The organism is Amycolatopsis oliviviridis, from assembly GCF_014654365.1.
Classification (GTDB): Bacteria; Actinomycetota; Actinomycetes; order Mycobacteriales; family Pseudonocardiaceae; genus Amycolatopsis; species Amycolatopsis oliviviridis.
In genome coordinates this window covers 383-17,037 of the sequence record NZ_BNAY01000015.1, presented here as the reverse complement: position 1 = coordinate 17,037, position 16,655 = coordinate 383, and the positions used below count along the sequence as shown (strand labels likewise).

The following is a 16,655-nucleotide window of genomic DNA, read 5'->3' as shown; positions in this document are numbered from 1 at the left end:
GGGTTCTCCTCGTGATCGCTCGGATGCTCACGATAGCGGTGGACGCGTCTCGTAGAACGCGATCGCGCCCGCCGTCGCGACATTCAGCGAGTCGACGCCTTCCGGCATCGGGATCCGGACCGCGACGTCGGCGGCGGCGATGGCCTCGCCGGTCAGGCCGGGGCCTTCCGCACCCAGCATCAACGCGACCTTCTCCGGTGTTTGATCCCGTAACTGGCGCAGCGAAACGGAATCCGCACGAGGAGTGAGGGCCGCGATACGGAAACCGCGTTCCCGCAGCAGTTCCAGGTCCCCGGGCCAGGAGCCGAACGTGGCGAACGGGACGCGCAGCACATGTCCCATCGAAACGCGGACGCTGCGCCGGTACAACGGGTCCGAACAACCCGCTCCGAGCAGGACCCCGTCGACCCCGAGCGCGGCCGCGTTGCGGAACAGCGAGCCGAGATTCTCGTGGTCACCGACGCCTTCCAGGACCGCGAGCACCCGCGCGCCGTCGATGACGCTTTCGACCGTCGGCGCCGGGACGGGCCGGTCCGCGACGGCCAGGATCCCGCGATTCAGATGGAATCCGACCGCTTCGGCCATCGTCTCGGCCGAGGTCACGTAACCGGGGACGTCGACGCCGTCCAGTTCGTCGCTCAATTCGCGGAATCGCCGTTCCACTCCGAGCAGGGCGCGGACCGGATAGCGGGAGTTGAGCAGGCGTTCGACGACGACGGTGCCTTCGGCGATCACGAAGCCTCGTCCACCCGGCCGGTCGGGCCGCCGATCGGCTGTGGACAAGTCGCGGAAATCGTCGAGCCGCGGGTCGCCGGAATCGTCGATGGTGATCAGTTCAGCCACCAGGAGAGTGTGTCATCCGCCCGCTGCGAGCCGTTTGCCTCCGAACGTCCACCGGCGAGTGGTACGAACGGGCGCATTTTGCTGTAAGTTAACCCCTGGTGACAGAGAGCACCAGTTTGGCCGCTAGCCGGACGACGGCGATGCGTGAAACCGTTGGGCCGCCTGGCAGTCCCGCCTGGATCCCGCGGAGCGTGGCCAATGAGGAGCTCGACGAACATGGGTAAGAATCTTTCGGCGGACCCCTGTCAACCGCAAGATCGCGGACGTTACCGCCGGAAGGTCCAGCGCTGTCTCGACACTTTGGCCCGGATGCTCACCGACGGGAGCTTTTCCTTTCCTCGCAAGAACATCGGGCTCGAGGTCGAACTGAATCTCGTGGACGCCGAGCTGCGTCCGTCGATGACGAACACGACGGTGCTCGAAGCGCTGGACGATCCGTCGTTCACCACCGAACTCGGCCAGCACAACCTGGAGCTCAACGTGCCGCCGCGGCCGCTGGCGGGCGAGTCCGCGCTCCAGCTGGAGGACGATCTCCGCGCGTACCTGGGCGCCGCCGCGCGCAAGGCCGAGGAATCCGGCGCCTCACTGGCGATGATCGGCATCCTCCCGACGCTGCGGCATGAGCATTTCGACCAGAAGTGGCTCACCAACAACGCCCGGTATTCGCTGCTCAACGACCGGATCTTCGCCGCTCGCGGCGAGCGCACGGTGCTTTCGATGGAGGGCGCGCCGCTGCCCGGCAGACAACCCGAGCGCCTGCGCAGCTACTCCGAGTCGATCCTGCCCGAGGCCGCCTGCACCTCGGTCCAGCTCCATCTCCAGGTCGCGCCGGAGGAGTTCGCGGCGCATTGGAACGCGGCGCAGGCGCTGGCCGGGGTCCAGATCGCGGTCGGCGCGAATTCGCCGTTCCTGCTCGGCAAGACCCTCTGGCACGAGACGCGGATCCCGCTGTTCCTGCAGGCCACGGACACCCGGCCGGAGGAGCTGAAGAACCAGGGCGTGCGGCCGAGGGTGTGGTTCGGCGAGCGGTGGATCACGTCGATCTTCGACCTGTTCGAGGAGAACGTCCGGTACTTCCCCGGGCTGCTTCCCGAGACCGATCGGGAGGATCCGATCGAAGCGCTCGACTCCGGCCAGGCCCCGAAACTCACCGAACTGCGGATGCACAACGGCACGGTCTGGCGCTGGAACCGGCCGGTCTACGACGTCGTCGACGGCATGCCGCATCTTCGCGTGGAGAACCGCGTGCTGCCGTCGGGTCCGACCGTGGCCGACATGGTCGCGAACGCGGCCTTCTTCTACGGCGCCCAGCGGGCTCTCGCCGAGGCCGACCGTCCAGTGTGGACACAGATGTCGTTCCAGGCGGCCGAGGAGAACATGTACGCGGGGGCGCGCCGGGGTTTCGACGCGCAGCTGTACTGGCCGGGCATCGGCTGGATCCCGCCGGACGAGCTGGTGCTGCGGGTCCTGTTGCCGCTGGCGCACGAGGGATTACGCCGATCGGATGTTTCGGACGAGGCGAGAGAGCGCTATCTGGGCATCATCGAGCAGCGCTGCCTCACCAGGCGGACCGGCGCGGCCTGGCAGCGGGAGTTCGTCCTGCGCGCGGAGGAGCGCGGGGCCGAGCGGGAAACCGCGCTGAACCGGATGCTGGGCCGGTACCTGGAGCTGTCGGCCACCGACACGCCGGTGCACACCTGGCCGCTCGACGCCTAAGGTTGCCTCTCAGGGAGGTGGCTCGTGCCCAAGATCATCGGCCGGTCGCTGGAGGAGCACCGGCGCGAGGTCCGCAGCAGGGTGTTCGACGTCCTGCGCGGGCAGCTGTACGAGCGCGGGTTCGACGCGATCACGCTCGCGGGGGTCGCGGCCGAAGCCGGTCTCGGCCGGACGGCGATGTACAACCACTTCCCCGACAAGGAAAGCCTGCTGGTCGCCTTCGTCGAGGACGAGGCGACGCGGTACGTCGAACGGCTGACCGCGGCCGTCGCGACCGCCGACACCCCGGTGGCGAAGCTCTCGACGTTCGTCCGGCTGCAACTGCGGGTGCTGGCCGAATACCACCTGCCGCCGGGGACGGCGCTCGCGTCGGCGCTGGCGCCCGCCGCGTACCGGCGGATCAGCGCGCACGCCGATCCCATCACCGGCCAGCTGCGGGAGATCCTCGCCGAGGGAGTGCCGGAAGAGGATCCGGACGTCCTGATCCCGATGATCACCGCCGCGCTGGGCAGCCGTCAGGTCGTCGACGTGCCACCCGAACGGCTGGAAGACGCGATCGAGGGCGCGGTCCGATTCGTGCTCCGAGCGGTCGGCATGACGGAGAAAAGCGAAGATTAGGGTAGCCTAACTCGCAGTTGTGCCTTACGCTCTTTCTGACAGCATGTCAGATCGATGCTTTGGAGGCTGTGTTCATGCCGGTGACCACCGACGTCGAATCCGGGCCGTTCTCCGCGAACCTGCGCGCCTCCACCTTGGCCGCCCACGAGCGGGCCAACCACTCCGAGTACATGAACGCGCTGCTCGGCGGCGAGCTCTCGGTCGAGGGGTACACCCGGCTGGCCATCCAGTACTACTTCATCTACCAGGCCATCGAGCGCGCCGCCGACAAGCTGGCGGCGGACCCGGTGGCGGGCAAGTTCGTCTTCGAGGAACTGCGGCGGGTGCCGAGCCTCGAACGCGACCTCGAACATCTCGTCGGCCCGGACTGGCGCGAGACCGTCCGCCCGCTGCCGTCGACGGAGCGCTACGCGCGGCGCGTGGCCGAGGCGTCGGACTGGTCCGGCGGCTTCGTCGCCCATCACTACACCCGCTACCTCGGCGACATCGCCGGCGGCCAGGTCATCCGGCGGCTGCTGGAGCGCAAGTACGAGCTGAACGAGGCGGGTTCGCTGTTCTACCACTTCGACCAGCTGGGCAGCGCGCCCAAGTTCCGCGACAACTACCGCGAACAGCTGAACTCGGCGCCGTGGAGCGACGACGAGCGCGCGCGGCTGATCGAGGAGGCGATCGTGGCCTTCGAGTGCAACATCGCGGTCTTCGACGAGCTGGCGAGTGAGCTGGACTCCTACCGGGCCGCCTGACCCCTCTGGACACCGACCGGCAAAGGTCATGAAAGGGCCGTTCAGGACGTTTCTCGTCCTGAACGGCCCTTTCATGACATCCGGTGGCCGCTAACGCGACGCGGTCCGGCGACGCACCACCAGCACCAGAAGCAACCCGGCGCCCAGCAGCACCAGACCACCCAGCAGCCAGACGCCGCTCTCGACACCGGTGGAGGCCAGCGCCGAGTCCGGCCGGTACTTCACGTCCGGAACGAGGTCATCCGAGCCGGAGCCCGAACCGGCACCGGGACCCGAGCCGGGCCCGGCGCCACCCGGCAGGTTCGCGCACGCGGCGCCGAGCGTCACCGCCGCCTCGTCCAGCACCTCCCCGACCGTGTAGAACTTCGCGAACGCCTCCGCGTTGCCCAGGGTGACCTTGACCCCGGCGACGCTCAGCACTCCCGCGCCCTCGGTGGTCTTCGCGGCCGCGAGGTCCAGCGAAGCGAGTTCGACACCCGGCTGATCGATGGGCGGCGACGGCGCCCCGCTGGTCGTCTTCAGTTGCACGTCGGCGTAGAGCTTGCCCTTCCCTTGCGCCACGACCACCTTCGGCCGCCCGATCGACAGCTCGAAGGAGTGAGCCGGGTAGGCGAAGGTCACCTTGCCGCGGAACTGCGTCGTGAACTCGGTCGCCGATTTGTACTGCGCGTTGTCGAAGCCCCACCGGTAGGCCCCGCTCGGCGGGCCCGTCCCGTCGATCTTGTCGATGTCGGTGATCTCGACGCCGTCCGAGGCGGTGATCGACGTGCCCGAGCCGGTCGCGACGTAGCGGCGGAAGCTCTGTTTGAAGCCCCACAACAGGTTTCCCTGCTTCGCCGAATCCGGGGTGAGCACGCACGCCGAGGACGTCGTCGTGGCCGGAGCCGAAGACGAGCTGGAGGGAACCGAACTCGTGGGCACCGAAGTGGGCTGGCTGGACGTGGGTGCGGGGCCGCTCTTGCCGGGGAAGGCGATCCGGCCCGCGTCGAGGGCTTCGCCCTCGCTGTAGAACCCGGCGAACGCCTCGGCGCCCTCCTTCGTCAGTTTCGCCGACTCGATGTCGACGACGACGGCGTCCCCCACCTGCTGTGGCGTCTTCAGCTTGAGGTCGGCGAAGACGACGTCGGACGGCGCTCGCACCTTTTCGGGCGCGGTCTTGGTCCCGTAGAAGGAGTATCCGATCTTCGCGGTGAGCTTCCCGGTGCCGTCTCCGGCGATGGCCATCCGGGGATCGGCGACGGTGAAGTCCCAGATCGTATGCGCCTCGAAGGTGTACTTGACCTGGCCCGTGTACGAAGCCGTTCCCTTACCGGAGTCCCAGGTGGACGATCCGTACTTCCACTTGTACGGGAAGGGCGCGACGTTCGGCGCCGAGGAATCCAGCGTAGCCCCGTTCGACGGCGTCACCGTCCCTCCGCCGCGAGTGATGTAGTTCCGCCAGGACTGCCTGATTCCCCAGCCGAGGCCGGCCGCGGTGTCGCCAGGTCCGGGATCGGGGTCGCCGATCCCGGTGAACTTCAACGGTGTCGTGCTGTCCCAGGTGAGCACCGGGGTGTCCCAGCCGAAGACGAAGACGCTGAACGGCTGCGTCTTCGCGCTGTAGGTCGTGCCGCTCGCGACGTACTCGGCCTTGACCGTGACCGAGTATTCCCAGGTCCCGTCGGCGTCGAGCGGGATCTGGGTGCCGACGGCACCCTTCTTGATCAGGCGGCTGACCTGGAAATCCTTACCGGCGCGGTCGCGGACGTCGGCCTTGGCCGGGCCCACGCGCAGGCCGAAGCCCTTGCCGTCGTTGGCGGCCGGATCGAATCCGGTGCCCTTGACGACGATCTTCGCGCCCGCCGGATCGAGACCGGTGCCCGGGGTCACGGTCACCTTCGGCGTGAACGGATCGGCGGCGATCGCCGGGGTGACGGCGATCCCGGCCACCAGCGCCGCACCCGCCAGCGCGGCGCCCCATCTTCGCAAGGACACTTCATTCACCTTCCGCGTTTCGGGTCCGCTTGCGGGCCCGGATCAGGGGGACGGCGAGCGCGGCGATCAGCACCACGCCCGCCACGACGGCGATCCACCACCACGAACCGGATTCCCCGCTTTGCGCGGCGGGCTGCACGGCCGGAGCCGGAGCCGCCGCGGCAGGCGTTGATTCCACAGTGGACATAGGTGGCGCCGAAGAGGAGGCCGGCGCCGCGCTGGAGGAGAGCGGCGGCGCCGGCGAAGCCGGAGGGGGTGGCGGTGGCGCGGCCTGCGTCGCGGGCGCCTTCGGCACCGCGAACGTCACCGGGGTGAAGGTCTCGTTGTTCGCGTTGACCACACCGTGGGCGCCGACCGTGATCAGTCCACATCGGACCTTCAAGCAGTCGACGTCGACGATCTTCCCGGCCCGGTCGGCGGCCTTGAACCGCGCGCCAGGGATCACCAGCGTCGCCGACCACGTGCCGTTCGCGGCGAGCTCGCCGTTGGCCGCGGACGCGGTGTCGCTGCCGGGAAAGGCGAGGAACCGCTGGAAACCGTTGTTGTCCTTGGTCTCCTTGTCCTTGACGTACCGATACGTCTCGCCTGCCGCGCCACCCTGGCTCGGCCGCCACGCGCCGTCGGCGACCCAGCCGAACAACAGGTAGATCCCGCCGTACCCCTTCGGCACGGACTGGAATCCGGTTCCCTTGACCTGCAGCGACGTCGCGTACTCCGGGTCCGCGGAGCCGGGCGAGAAGGTCACGGCCGCGCCCGCCGCGGAGGCGGGAACGGGGGCGGCGATCATGAGCAGCCCGGCTGCGACGGCCACTCTCATCAGCTGTTTCATCGGCGCTCCTCGGCCGCTCGGTGGGGCAGTACGATCGGTTTCCCGGTACGGGGATGGGTGAGGACCTCCACGGGATGCCGGTAGACCTCGCTGAGCAACGACTCCGTCAGCACCTCGGCGGGCGTGCCCTCGGCGGCGAGTTCCCCTTCCGACAGCACCGCGACCCGGTCCGCGTACGCGGCGGCGAGCCCGAGGTCGTGCAGGACGACGAGCACCGCGTCCCCCGCCTCGGCTCGCACTGTCGCGAGGGTGAGGATTTCTTCGCTGTGCCGCAGATCCAGCGCGGCGGTGGGTTCGTCGAGCAGCAGGATTCCCGCCCGCTGGGCGAGCACCCGGGAGAGCGCGGCCCTGGCCTGCTCGCCGCCGGACAACGTGGTGAAGCGGCGTCCGGCGAACCCGGTCATCCCGGTGGCCTTCAGCGCGGCCGCGATCTCGGTCTCGTCGAAGTCCTCGGCTTCCGTTCCCTCCCAAGGTGTCCGGCCCATCCGGACGACGTCTTCGACGCTGAACGGGAAGGTCACGGTGTTCTGCTGCGGCAGGACCGCGCGCAACCGCGCGAGCTCGATCCCGCTCCAGCCGCCCAGCTCCCGCCCGGCGACGAGGACCCGCCCCGAATCCGGGCGGAGATCCCCGGCGAGCACGCCGAGCGTGGTGGACTTGCCCGCGCCGTTCGGGCCGACGACCGCGAGGACCTCGCCCGCGGGCAACCGCAACGACACGTCACGCAGCAGCGTTTTCCCTTCCACCGCGTAGGAAACCCGGTCCAGTTCGGCGGCGACGGCACCGCGTTCCGCCGGCCGGGGAACGGCGGCGGCACTTCGGGAGAAGAACTTCATGCCCAGCCTCCCGAACGACGCCGGGTGCGCAGCAGGAGCCAGAAGAAGAACGGTCCGCCGACGAGCGCGGTCAGCATGCCGATCGGCAGATCCGCGTAGGTGAACAGGGTTCTGGCGCCGAGATCCGCCGCGGCGAGCAGCAGCGCGCCGCCGAAGAGGCTCGCCGGGATCAGCACGCGATGCCCGGGGCCGAGCAGCATCCGCAGCCCGTGCGGCACGATCAGCCCGACGAACCCGATGATCCCCGAATACGAAACGGCCGCCGCCGCCATCAGCGCGACGATCACGACCGCACCGAGGCGCAGTTTCTCGACGTCCACGCCGAGATGCCGGGCCTGCCGTTCCCCGAGCGCGAGGAGGTCGAGTCTCCGGGACAGCGCGATCGACACGGCGACCCCGGCGGCGACCAGCGGCAGCACGGTCACGACGTACGGCCAGCGCGAACCGGCCAGCGACCCCAGCTGCCAGAACACGATCTGCTCGCGGGCGGCCTGGTCGGCGGAGAACATCAGGAACGAGATGAGCGCCATCGCGACCGCGTTGACCGCGACGCCGGTCAGGATCAGGGTGACCACCTCGGAGCGCCCGCGCGACCGCGAAAGCAGGTAGACCAGCAGCGTCGTGACGAGCCCGCCGGCGAACCCCAGGGCCGGTGTGGTGAAGGCGCCGAAGAACGTCCAACCGGCCACAATGGACAGACTCGCGCCGACGGCCGCGCCGGACGAGACACCGACCACGGCCGGTTCGGCGAGCGGGTTGCCGAACACGCCCTGCATCACCGCGCCGCAGACCCCGAGCACCCCGCCGACCAGCAACGTCATCACCACGCGGGGGAACCGGACCTGCCACAGCGCGCCCTCGGCGAACGGGTCGAGCCGGGTTTCCGTGAGCCCGAGCCGGCTCAGCACCGAATCGAAGACCTGCGACAGCGGGATGCCGAACTGCCCGCTGCCCGCGGAAACGAGCGAGATCCCGGCGACACCGGCGATGAGCACGGCGAATACGGCGGTCACCTTGAACCCTCGGTTCATCTGGCGTCGTCCGGGGCGTAGAGGGCCCGCGCCAGCGCGTCGAGCACACTGGCGGTGAGCGGTCCGAAGCTCAGGATCTGCGAGTCCGCCATGTCGACGATGCGGCGGCGCTGCCCGGCGGGGGTCTGCGCCACTCCGGGCACCTGGAGCGCGCCGTCGACCCCGCCGACGGATTCGAGTCCCTTGGTCATCATGAGGATCACGTCGGGTTTGGCCTTGGCCAGCGCCTCCGGGTTGACCGGGCGCATCCCCTCGATCCCGGCCTCGGTGGCGACGTCGACCGCGCCGAGCGCGCCGATCAGCGAATCGGCGCCGGATCCCTTGCCGAACAAGTGATACACGCCCGCCTGCCCGCGCATGTACAGGAAGACGACGCGGAGTTTGCGGGCCGGATCGGCGGGAGCGAGCTTCGCGATCTCGGCCTTCTTGGCGTCGACGTCGGCCGCGAGCCTGGTGGCGAGGCTTTCCCCCGCTTCGGGAACGCCCAGCGCGGCGGCGACCTGGCGGACGATGTCGCCGACGTTGTCCATCGAGCGCTTCGCGTCGACGACGACCACGGGCACGCCGGACGCGCGCAACTGCAGCACGACGTCCCACGGGCCCAGGGTGGTGTCGGTGATCACCACGGTCGGGCGCAGCGCGAGGATCGCTTCGGCGTTGAGCCGGTGGCCGTTCACGGTGACCAGCGGCAGGTTCCTGGCCGACGGGAAGCCGGTCGAGACGTCCCGGCCGACGACGTTGCCGCCGAGGCCGAGACCGAACACGGTCGCGGCGAGCGTGCCGGACATGTCGAAGGCGAGGATCCGGCTGGTGTCGGTCACCGTGACCGGCGTGCCCTGGTGGTCGGTGATCACCGCCGGGAGGTGCTGGACGGCCGGTTTCCCGCCGGTGATGTCCGCCTGTGCCGGCTTCGCGGTGCTCGGTCCGGTGCGGGTTTTCGGCTCCGGCAGGGGCGTGACCTGCGAAAGCGGCCTCAGGTCGGCACCGGTTTCAGCCGCCTTCGTAGTCGCCAGAGGCGGCGAGGTGCAGCCGCTGACAACGATGACGAGGATCAGAGCGACCGCGGGCAGCAACCCCCTTGACAACATTAGGCAAGGCTAACCATATTTACCCACTGATAGGTAAGCCTTGCCTAAGGCTGTGACCTCCTTGTGATCGAAGGGAACTTCCCATGTCGAAGAGATCGGTCCTGCTCCGCGCCGCACTGGTCACGACCGCCGCGACCGCGGCCGTCACCGCGCTCGCGGCCCCCGCTTCGGCCGCGCCGGGCAGTGCGACGCACAACGGCAAGACCCTCTCCGCCTCCAACGCCACCGGACTCGCCGCGGCCGGCGAGACCATCACCGTCACGGGCAGCGGTTTCAACTCCGCGGAGGGCTACTACGTCGCGCTGTGCGCCGTGCCCGAGGACTACAGCTATGGCACCAAACCGAGCCCCTGCGCGGGCGGCGACGGCCAGGGCGGCACCGGCGTCGGCCCGTCCGCCTGGGTCACCAACTTCCCCGGCGGTTCCTCGCCGATCGCCGCGAACGGCACGTTCACGACTCAGATCAGGATCGCCGAGGTCAACAGCGGCCTCGACTGCTCGAACCCCTCGGTGACGTGCGCGATCATCTCGCGTCGCGATCACTTCGCCTCGAACGACCGGAACTCGGACGTCTTCATCCCGGTCTCCTTCTCCTGACGCGGAAGCCACCGGCCCTCCTTCGATGACCGCCGTCACATCGCCTTGACCTCCAGCTAACTGGAGCTAGCAGGGTGGGTTTCAAGCGGTGCTCCCACCGGGTACGCATCGCTACGAACGGGTCGTTCCACCTGGGGAGAAACGCGGCGCCCCCGGTCGCCGCAAACGGGTGAAGACGACTAAGTTCGTCCTTGGAAACTTGTGTCGAAGACAGAAGGAGGGCCGATGGCCCGCTACGTGCTCCCCGATCTCGACTATGACTACAGCGCCCTGGCGCCGCACATCTCGGGCGAGATCAACGAGCTGCACCACAGCAAGCACCACGCGACCTACGTCAAGGGCGCGAACGACACCCTCGACAAGCTCGCCGAGGCCCGTGAGGCCGGCAACTTCGGTGACATCGTCGGCCTGCAGACCACGCTGGCGTTCCACCTGGCCGGGCACGCCAACCACGTCGTGTGGTGGAAGATCCTCTCCCCGGAAGGCGGCGACAAGCCGACCGGCGAGCTGGCCGCCGCGATCGACGAGGCGTTCGGCTCCTTCGACAAGTTCAAGGCGCAGTTCACCGCGGTCGCCACCACGATCCAGGGCAACGGCTGGGCCGCGCTCTCCTGGGACCCGATCGGCAAGACGCTGATCACCCAGCAGCTGCGCGACCACCACAACAACCTGGTCCTGCCGACCACGCCGATCCTGCTGGTCGACGTCTGGGAGCACGCGTTCTACCTGGACTACAAGAACGTGAAGCCGAAGTACGTCGAGGCCCTGTGGAACATCTTCAACTGGGCCGAGATCTCCAAGCGGTTCGACAACGCCGTCGCCGGTGGCAACGGCCTGCTGCTCGGCTGACCTCCCGCCACGAATCGGGGCTCTCCTTCTCGGGAGGGCCCCTTTTCCGTGCTTGACCTCCAGCCGAGTCGAGGTGTCAAGGTGGTCGCATGGACGTCGCCGCATACCTCGATCGCCTCGGGCTGGATCGCCCCGCCACCGCGGACGTGACCGCGCTGCGGGTGCTGCAGGAGCGCCACCTCGCGGTGGTCCCGTTCGAGAATCTGAGCATCCACCTCGGCGAACCGATCGTCCTGGACGCCGAAGCCCTCTTCGGCAAGATCGTGCGGCGGCGCCGAGGCGGGTTCTGTTACGAGCTCAACGGGCTCTTCGCCGCGCTGCTGCGGGAGCTGGGCTTCGACGCCACTCTGAAAGCCGCGAAGGTGTTCCGGCCGGACGGCACGCTCGGGCCGCCGTTCGATCACGCTGTCGTGCGCGTCGACCTGGACGAACCTTGGCTGGCCGACGTCGGCTTCGGCCGGTTCAGCCGGTTCCCGCTGCGGCTGTCCGCCACCGAGGCGCAGGCCGACCCGAACGGCGAGTTCCTGGTCCTCGACGCGCCCCATGGCGACATCGACGTCCTCCTGGACGGCGAACCCCAGTACCGGATCGAGCCGCGGACGCGGACGCTGGACGAGTTCGTCCCGACGGCGTTCTGGCAGTCGACGTCGCCGGACTCGCATTTCACGCGGGGGCCGACCTGTTCCCTGCCGGGCGACCACGGCCGGGTCACGCTGGCGGGTGACAAGCTGATCGTCACCACCCACGGCGTCCGCGAGGAGACCAGGCTTTCGGGTGATCAGGAGATCCTGGACGCCTACCGGAAGGAGTTCGGGATCGAACTCACCCGAGTGCCGGAACGGCCTTGACCGGATCGACGCCGGTCATCGACCATGAACCCCCGGAATGAACGAAGCCCCGCCGCCGGGGGTAACCCGGTTGCGGGGCTTCGTCCGTTCCCGAACTGACTGCCGCTCCCACCACGAAGCGGACATGTATGAGGTTAGCCTAACCTCATCTACTCGGGCAAGGGGTTCGCCCGAGAGACGCCGATCTCACCCTTCCGAGTGACGGCACACGGTCGCCGACGCCGGCGTCAACTACCGCGCCGACCCCGCGTGACCGGTCCGGTCGCGACGGGGTGTGTGGAAAGAGGGACGTTGAACGTCTCTCTTTCCACACACCCCTCACCCTGAGCGACACCCCGACTCACGACACCTGACCACGGCGCCGGTGGTAGTGCCACGTCACGACGGCGAGCAGCGGTCCCCAGACCAGCAGCGGCAGGTAGACGACGGCGATCAGCCAGTCCGCCCAGGGCTCGCCCGCCATGTCGGCGTTGAAAGTCGTGTAGACGAACAGCGCGGCGTAGATCGTCGTGGCGAGCACCCCGATCGAGGAGACGATCACCACCTTGCTCGCGGAGACGGTTTTGCCGCCCACGAAAGGGATCCAGCGCGGCCAGGTCTCACCCCACGGCTGGACGAGGCCGAGGGCGAGGAAGGCGACGGCCTCGGAGAACACCGCGAGGAACACCAGGTAGAGCGATCCCCAACCGGGCGTCTTCATAGCGTCCATTTCGGACTGTGCCAGCCCGAACGGGATCCCGGCCGCGAGCCCGAGCCGCCAGATGCCGGACGGGATGTTCACCAGGGCGACGGCGTGGGCCGACCACTTCGCCCACCTGGGCACTCCTGGAACGCTTCGGAACGCTGCGCTGTTCATGCCTTGAAGCATCGCCGGACGATCTTCGGATCGGCTCCCTCTGGCGGCCCTTCGGCCTCCCCCATGAGTAGGGTGCCGAGTCCGCGAAGGCCTCCTTGAGGGAATCTGGGTCCCTCAAGGAGGCCTTCACGGAACGGTGCTCATGGTGATCGGGGTTGGCGTTTCGCCGGACAGCGGGCTCCCGAGGAGCTAGCTTCACCCCGTGGCCACCCCGAACGACTACCGCGCCATCGCCCGCAAGACCGACCGTCCGATGTGGATCTGGGCGGGCTGCGCGCTGACCAGTGTCCTGCTGCTCCTCGGCGTGGTCGTCTTCGTCTCGATCACCCTGCTGAACAGGGACGACGACATCGGCGCGGAAGCGAAGCTCCCCGAACCCTGGCCGTCCAAGCCGGAGAAAGCGCTCCGCCCGGTCTCGATGCCGACCGGCGAGATGGTGGCCGCGCTGACGAGCGAGACCAGCGCGCAAGTGCTGTGCCAGGCGATCCCGGCACAACGCTGGGAGGAGATCCTCGGCGGCAGCACGCTCTTGGAGGCGGGCAGAGCCTGTCACGCGGTCACCGCGCAGCTCGACGTCAGCGCGCAGATGATCCCCGCGCTGCCCGAGGACACCAGCCGGGGCCTGCCCACGAAGACCACCATCGCGGGCAAGCTCGCGGTGATCGCCACCGACAAGGACGGCACCAGCCTGAGCGTCGAGCTGGTCGAGGTCGCGCCGCACAACGGTGCCTCGCCGGTCCTTCTTGTCTCCGTCCGGGGCAGGATCGTCAGGCCGCCCGAGACCGAGAGCAAGGCGAAGGCGCTGGCCGAGGCGTTGATCGCGGGCGCGATGCCGCCCGGTCCGAAGTTGCCGGAAATCGGCGAGGACGGCGAAATCGCGCCGCAGCAGGCCGAGGCCGGTCCGCTCAAGGACAAACCGCTCCCGGTGATGTCCTGGCTGCTGTGCGGGGAACTCGGCCGCGCGCTCGGCGTCCCCGCTGACAAGGCGAAACCGACCTTCTTCGCCTCGTGCGAACTGAACGGCGTGACCGCGGACTACAGCGAGCTGTCCACGGCCGTCGTCCCCACCACGACCATCGCCGGGCTGCCCGCCCAGGTCGACGGACGCGGCGTCTTCGTGCAGCTCACCGGCGATCCGGCCGGGCAGACGCTGAAGTTCAAGGGTCCCGGTGATCTCCAGGCGCTCGCCGAAAAGATGGTGCCCCCGCTGCTCGGGCGCTAGGCGCGGTAGTTCGACAGGAGGTCGCGAAGCAGGGTCTCGTACACCTTCCGCTCGAAACGAGCGCCGGTGAACTTGTACTCCTCCGAGTCCTCGAAGGGTTCGTAGTCGGTCTGCCAGCCGAAGGCCCGCCACTCGACCACGTCGTCACCGAAGACGACCTCGACGCTGTAACCGCCGCAGCCGAGGTCACCGCACAGCGGGCAGAACAGCAACGCGACCCGTCCGTCGTCGAAATCGCCCGGCAGATCGCCCAGCAGACGGCAAAGCGTCGCGACAGCGGCCTCACGCCACCCGGCGTCGTCCAGGAACAGCGGCGTTTGATTCTGCGTGGGCACCATGTCCCGCAGGGCGACGCCGTCGATCGTCCAGTCCAGGAACCGGGCCTCACCGTCGTTCCACCGGGTCACCGCCGGTTCGACGCCGAGTCTGTTCACACTCGCTCCCTCTTCAGCACGCGCAGCCCGTTCCCGAACCGCCGCACCGGCAAGCTCACCCCACCGCGCCGGATCAGCACGACAGCGCAGGCTACCGCGGCGAGCGCCGAGATCGCGCCGCCGATGTAGAACGGCGAGCGGCCGCCGAAGGCGTCGGCCATCCAGCCGGTCATCGGGCCGCCGATGGGGTTGCCGCCGATCAGCACCAGCACGTACAGGCCCATCACGCGGCCGCGCATCTCCGGGCTGACCGCGGTCTGCACCAGCGCGTTCGCCGTGTTCAGGAAGGTGATCGTGGCGAAGCCGAGCGGGATCAGCGCGAGCCCGAAGGTCAGGTACGTCGGCATGAACGCCGTGATCACCTCGAAAGCGCCGAGCAGGAACGCCGAGATCAGCAGCAGCCGCACGCGAGGACCGCCGCGGGTGTTACGGCGGGCCGACATCAGCGCGCCGGTGAAGGTGCCGACGGCGACCAGCGTCGACAGCAGGCCGTAGCCGTCGGCGTTGGTGTGGAAGACGTTCGCGGCGACGATCGGCAGCGACGTGAAGTACGTGATGCCGAACGTGCTCACGAAGAACACCAGCACCATCACGGTCATCAGGTCACTGCGCCGCCGGACGTAGCGCAGCCCTTCGACGAGCTGCCCCTTCTCGCGCGGGATGGCCGGACCGCGGAAGAGCTTGTCCGGGTTCATCATCACCAGCGCGGCGATGACGGCACCCGTGCTGACCGCGTTCGCCATGAACAGCCAGCCGGTGCCGACCCAGGTGATCGCGAAACCCGCGATGGCCGGGCCGACGATGCGGGCCATGTTGAAGATCGAGGAGTTGAGCGCGACGGCGTTGGTGACCTTGTCCCGGCCGACCATCTCGGCGACGAACGACTGCCGCGCCGGCACTTCCAGCGAAGCCGTGCAGCCCAGCGTGAAGCAGAGGAGGTAGACGTGCCAGAGCGCCGCTATCCCGCTCAGGTCCAGCGCGCCGAGGATGACCGCCTGCGCCAGCACGGCGATCTGGATGCCGATCAGCAGCCGCCGCTTGTCGACACGGTCGGCCAGCACCCCGGCCCACAGCGAGAGGAACAGCGTCGGCGCGAACTGGAGCGCGACCGCGATGCCGAGCGCGATCGGATCGTTGCCGCTGAGGGTGAACACCAGCCAGTCCTGCGCGATGCGCTGCATCCAGGTGCCGATGTTCGAGATGACCTGGCCGGTGAAGAAGAGCCGGTAGTTACGGACCTTCAGCGAGGAGAACATGCTCCCGCGCGGCTTTTCGCGCGTGGGCGGTGGCGGTGGAGCGGGTTCCCGGGTAACGGTGGTCTTGGAAGGACACTGTGTTTCGTTACCCGTGGTCGTCACCGCTGTTAGTTCCCCGCCATCCTGTCGATGATCTCGGCGGCGCGAGAGAGCACTTCGCGTTCTTCCGCGCTCAACTCCGCCAATTGCTTGTCCAGCCAGATCTCCCGTGCGGTGATCTGTTCGACCACGTAGGCCCGGCCGCGGCCGGACAACTCGACGATGGCCTGGCGGCCGTCGGTCGGATGCGGCCTGCGCTCGACGTAACCCATCTCTTCGAGCGCGGCGATCACCCTCGTCATCGAGGGCGGCTGGACGCCTTCCTTCGCGGCGAGCTGGCCAGGGGTCAGCGCACCGCATTTGTGCAGTGTCGACAACGCGGACACCTGGGTCAGCGAGATGCCGTCACCGGCACGCTGGGCCCTGAGTCGTCGATTGAGCCGCACCACCGCGAGACGCAGGCGGCTCGCCGATGAGCGCTCGTGCGTGTCTCCGGACATATAGTTAGCATACCTCACGATCGGATCAGCGGCCCGTGAGATCGACCACGGGTGACATAACCGCAGGTCAGTTGAACGCGGCCTGGATCGGCCCGACGGCGAAATAGGCCACGAACATCGCGGCGATGGCCCACATCAGCGGGTGGATGCCCTTCGCCTTGCCGGAGACCGCGCGAAGCACGACGTAGCTGACGAAACCGGCGCCGATGCCGTTCGCGATCGAGTAGGTGAACGGCATGACCACGATGGTCAGGAACGCGGGCAGCGCGATGGTGAAGTCGGAGAAGTCGATCTCCTTGACCTGGCTCATCATCAGCGCGCCGACGACGACCAGCGCCGGGGCGGCGGCCTCGACCGGGACGACCTGGTAGAGCGGC

Annotated in this window: 17 protein-coding genes and 1 pseudogene; 7 read left to right on the top strand and 11 right to left on the bottom strand. The window is 68.6% G+C overall.

The window, feature by feature from the left end; all coding sequences use genetic code 11:
* Positions 1-27: 27 nt before the first annotated feature.
* The gene (locus tag IE302_RS40145; protein WP_191259698.1) at positions 28-843 is read right to left on the bottom strand and encodes a TrmH family RNA methyltransferase; all 816 of its coding nucleotides are present in this window, start codon (positions 841-843) and stop codon (positions 28-30) included.
* 216 nt (positions 844-1,059) lie between these two features.
* Here IE302_RS40145 and IE302_RS40140 point away from each other — a divergent pair, with 216 nt between their 5' ends.
* The 3 genes from IE302_RS40140 to IE302_RS40130 all read left to right on the top strand — a co-directional run bounded on the left by IE302_RS40140 (position 1,060) and on the right by IE302_RS40130 (position 3,920).
* On the top strand, positions 1,060-2,559 hold the full coding sequence (locus IE302_RS40140) for a glutamate-cysteine ligase family protein (RefSeq protein ID WP_191259697.1): 1,500 nt from the start codon (positions 1,060-1,062) through the stop codon (positions 2,557-2,559).
* 24 nt (positions 2,560-2,583) lie between these two features.
* Positions 2,584-3,177, top strand: coding sequence for a TetR/AcrR family transcriptional regulator (locus tag IE302_RS40135; protein WP_191259696.1), 594 nt, complete (start codon positions 2,584-2,586; stop codon positions 3,175-3,177).
* 74 nt (positions 3,178-3,251) lie between these two features.
* Positions 3,252-3,920, top strand: a complete 669-nt coding sequence (locus tag IE302_RS40130; protein WP_191259695.1) for a biliverdin-producing heme oxygenase — start codon at positions 3,252-3,254, stop codon at positions 3,918-3,920.
* A 90-nt stretch (positions 3,921-4,010) separates the two neighbouring features.
* Here IE302_RS40130 and IE302_RS40125 read toward each other — a convergent pair whose 3' ends face one another.
* The 5 genes from IE302_RS40125 to IE302_RS40105 are packed head-to-tail and all read right to left on the bottom strand — an operon-like array spanning position 4,011 to position 9,678.
* Entirely contained in the window at positions 4,011-5,894 is a 1,884-nt protein-coding gene (locus IE302_RS40125; RefSeq protein ID WP_191259694.1) for an HtaA domain-containing protein, read from the bottom strand.
* Between the two features lies 1 nt (position 5,895).
* On the bottom strand, positions 5,896-6,723 hold the full coding sequence (locus tag IE302_RS40120; RefSeq protein WP_229908278.1) for a hypothetical protein: 828 nt from the start codon (positions 6,721-6,723) through the stop codon (positions 5,896-5,898).
* On the bottom strand, positions 6,720-7,559 hold the full coding sequence (locus IE302_RS40115) for a heme ABC transporter ATP-binding protein (protein WP_191259693.1): 840 nt from the start codon (positions 7,557-7,559) through the stop codon (positions 6,720-6,722). The genes IE302_RS40120 and IE302_RS40115 overlap by 4 nt, the downstream gene beginning before the upstream one ends.
* Entirely contained in the window at positions 7,556-8,572 is a 1,017-nt protein-coding gene (locus IE302_RS40110) for a FecCD family ABC transporter permease (RefSeq protein WP_229908276.1), read from the bottom strand. Before IE302_RS40110 ends, IE302_RS40115 begins: the two co-directional genes overlap by 4 nt.
* A 14-nt stretch (positions 8,573-8,586) precedes the next feature.
* Positions 8,587-9,678, bottom strand: coding sequence for a heme/hemin ABC transporter substrate-binding protein (locus tag IE302_RS40105; RefSeq protein WP_191259691.1), 1,092 nt, complete (start codon positions 9,676-9,678; stop codon positions 8,587-8,589).
* 83 nt (positions 9,679-9,761) lie between these two features.
* Here IE302_RS40105 and IE302_RS40100 point away from each other — a divergent pair, with 83 nt between their 5' ends.
* The 3 genes from IE302_RS40100 to IE302_RS40090 all read left to right on the top strand — a co-directional run bounded on the left by IE302_RS40100 (position 9,762) and on the right by IE302_RS40090 (position 11,971).
* Positions 9,762-10,274: a neocarzinostatin apoprotein domain-containing protein gene (locus IE302_RS40100; protein WP_191259690.1), complete on the top strand. Its 513-nt coding sequence runs from the start codon at positions 9,762-9,764 to the stop codon at positions 10,272-10,274.
* A 225-nt stretch (positions 10,275-10,499) separates the two neighbouring features.
* Positions 10,500-11,123: a superoxide dismutase gene (locus IE302_RS40095; protein ID WP_005156101.1), complete on the top strand. Its 624-nt coding sequence runs from the start codon at positions 10,500-10,502 to the stop codon at positions 11,121-11,123.
* An 89-nt stretch (positions 11,124-11,212) separates the two neighbouring features.
* The gene (locus IE302_RS40090; protein WP_191259689.1) at positions 11,213-11,971 is read left to right on the top strand and encodes an arylamine N-acetyltransferase family protein; all 759 of its coding nucleotides are present in this window, start codon (positions 11,213-11,215) and stop codon (positions 11,969-11,971) included.
* Positions 11,972-12,311: 340 nt separating this feature from the next.
* Here IE302_RS40090 and IE302_RS40085 read toward each other — a convergent pair whose 3' ends face one another.
* Positions 12,312-12,794 (bottom strand): hypothetical protein, encoded by a 483-nt coding sequence (locus IE302_RS40085; RefSeq protein ID WP_191259688.1) that lies wholly within the window; start codon positions 12,792-12,794, stop codon positions 12,312-12,314.
* Positions 12,795-13,029: 235 nt separating this feature from the next.
* Between IE302_RS40085 and IE302_RS40080 the strand changes: the two genes are divergently transcribed.
* Positions 13,030-14,049 (top strand): hypothetical protein, encoded by a 1,020-nt coding sequence (locus tag IE302_RS40080; RefSeq protein ID WP_191259687.1) that lies wholly within the window; start codon positions 13,030-13,032, stop codon positions 14,047-14,049.
* Here IE302_RS40080 and IE302_RS40075 read toward each other — a convergent pair.
* The 4 genes and pseudogenes from IE302_RS40075 to IE302_RS42970 all read right to left on the bottom strand — a co-directional run.
* A complete protein-coding gene (locus IE302_RS40075) occupies positions 14,046-14,483 on the bottom strand; it encodes a hypothetical protein (protein WP_191259686.1) in 438 nt (145 codons plus the stop codon). The genes IE302_RS40080 and IE302_RS40075 overlap by 4 nt on opposite strands.
* The gene (locus IE302_RS40070) at positions 14,480-15,739 is read right to left on the bottom strand and encodes an MFS transporter (protein WP_191259685.1); all 1,260 of its coding nucleotides are present in this window, start codon (positions 15,737-15,739) and stop codon (positions 14,480-14,482) included. Before IE302_RS40070 ends, IE302_RS40075 begins: the two co-directional genes overlap by 4 nt.
* A 107-nt stretch (positions 15,740-15,846) precedes the next feature.
* Positions 15,847-16,278 carry a MarR family winged helix-turn-helix transcriptional regulator gene (locus IE302_RS40065; protein ID WP_191259684.1) on the bottom strand — a complete coding sequence of 144 codons (432 nt, stop codon included), beginning with the start codon at positions 16,276-16,278 and terminating at the stop codon, positions 15,847-15,849.
* Between the two features lie 67 nt (positions 16,279-16,345).
* Positions 16,346-16,655, bottom strand: a pseudogene (locus IE302_RS42970) (NCS2 family permease); the annotation flags it as partial.

Coding starts and splice junctions, on each gene's coding strand:
- IE302_RS40090 (WP_191259689.1), top strand. CDS start 11,213: ATGGACGTCGCCGCATACCTCGATCGCCTCGGGCTGGATCGCCCCGCC.
- IE302_RS40100 (WP_191259690.1), top strand. CDS start 9,762: ATGTCGAAGAGATCGGTCCTGCTCCGCGCCGCACTGGTCACGACCGCC.
- IE302_RS40095 (WP_005156101.1), top strand. CDS start 10,500: ATGGCCCGCTACGTGCTCCCCGATCTCGACTATGACTACAGCGCCCTG.
- IE302_RS40065 (WP_191259684.1), bottom strand. CDS start 16,278: ATGTCCGGAGACACGCACGAGCGCTCATCGGCGAGCCGCCTGCGTCTC.
- IE302_RS40115 (WP_191259693.1), bottom strand. CDS start 7,559: ATGAAGTTCTTCTCCCGAAGTGCCGCCGCCGTTCCCCGGCCGGCGGAA.
- IE302_RS40070 (WP_191259685.1), bottom strand. CDS start 15,739: ATGTTCTCCTCGCTGAAGGTCCGTAACTACCGGCTCTTCTTCACCGGC.
- IE302_RS40120 (WP_229908278.1), bottom strand. CDS start 6,723: ATGAAACAGCTGATGAGAGTGGCCGTCGCAGCCGGGCTGCTCATGATC.
- IE302_RS40105 (WP_191259691.1), bottom strand. CDS start 9,678: ATGTTGTCAAGGGGGTTGCTGCCCGCGGTCGCTCTGATCCTCGTCATC.
- IE302_RS40140 (WP_191259697.1), top strand. CDS start 1,060: ATGGGTAAGAATCTTTCGGCGGACCCCTGTCAACCGCAAGATCGCGGA.
- IE302_RS40130 (WP_191259695.1), top strand. CDS start 3,252: ATGCCGGTGACCACCGACGTCGAATCCGGGCCGTTCTCCGCGAACCTG.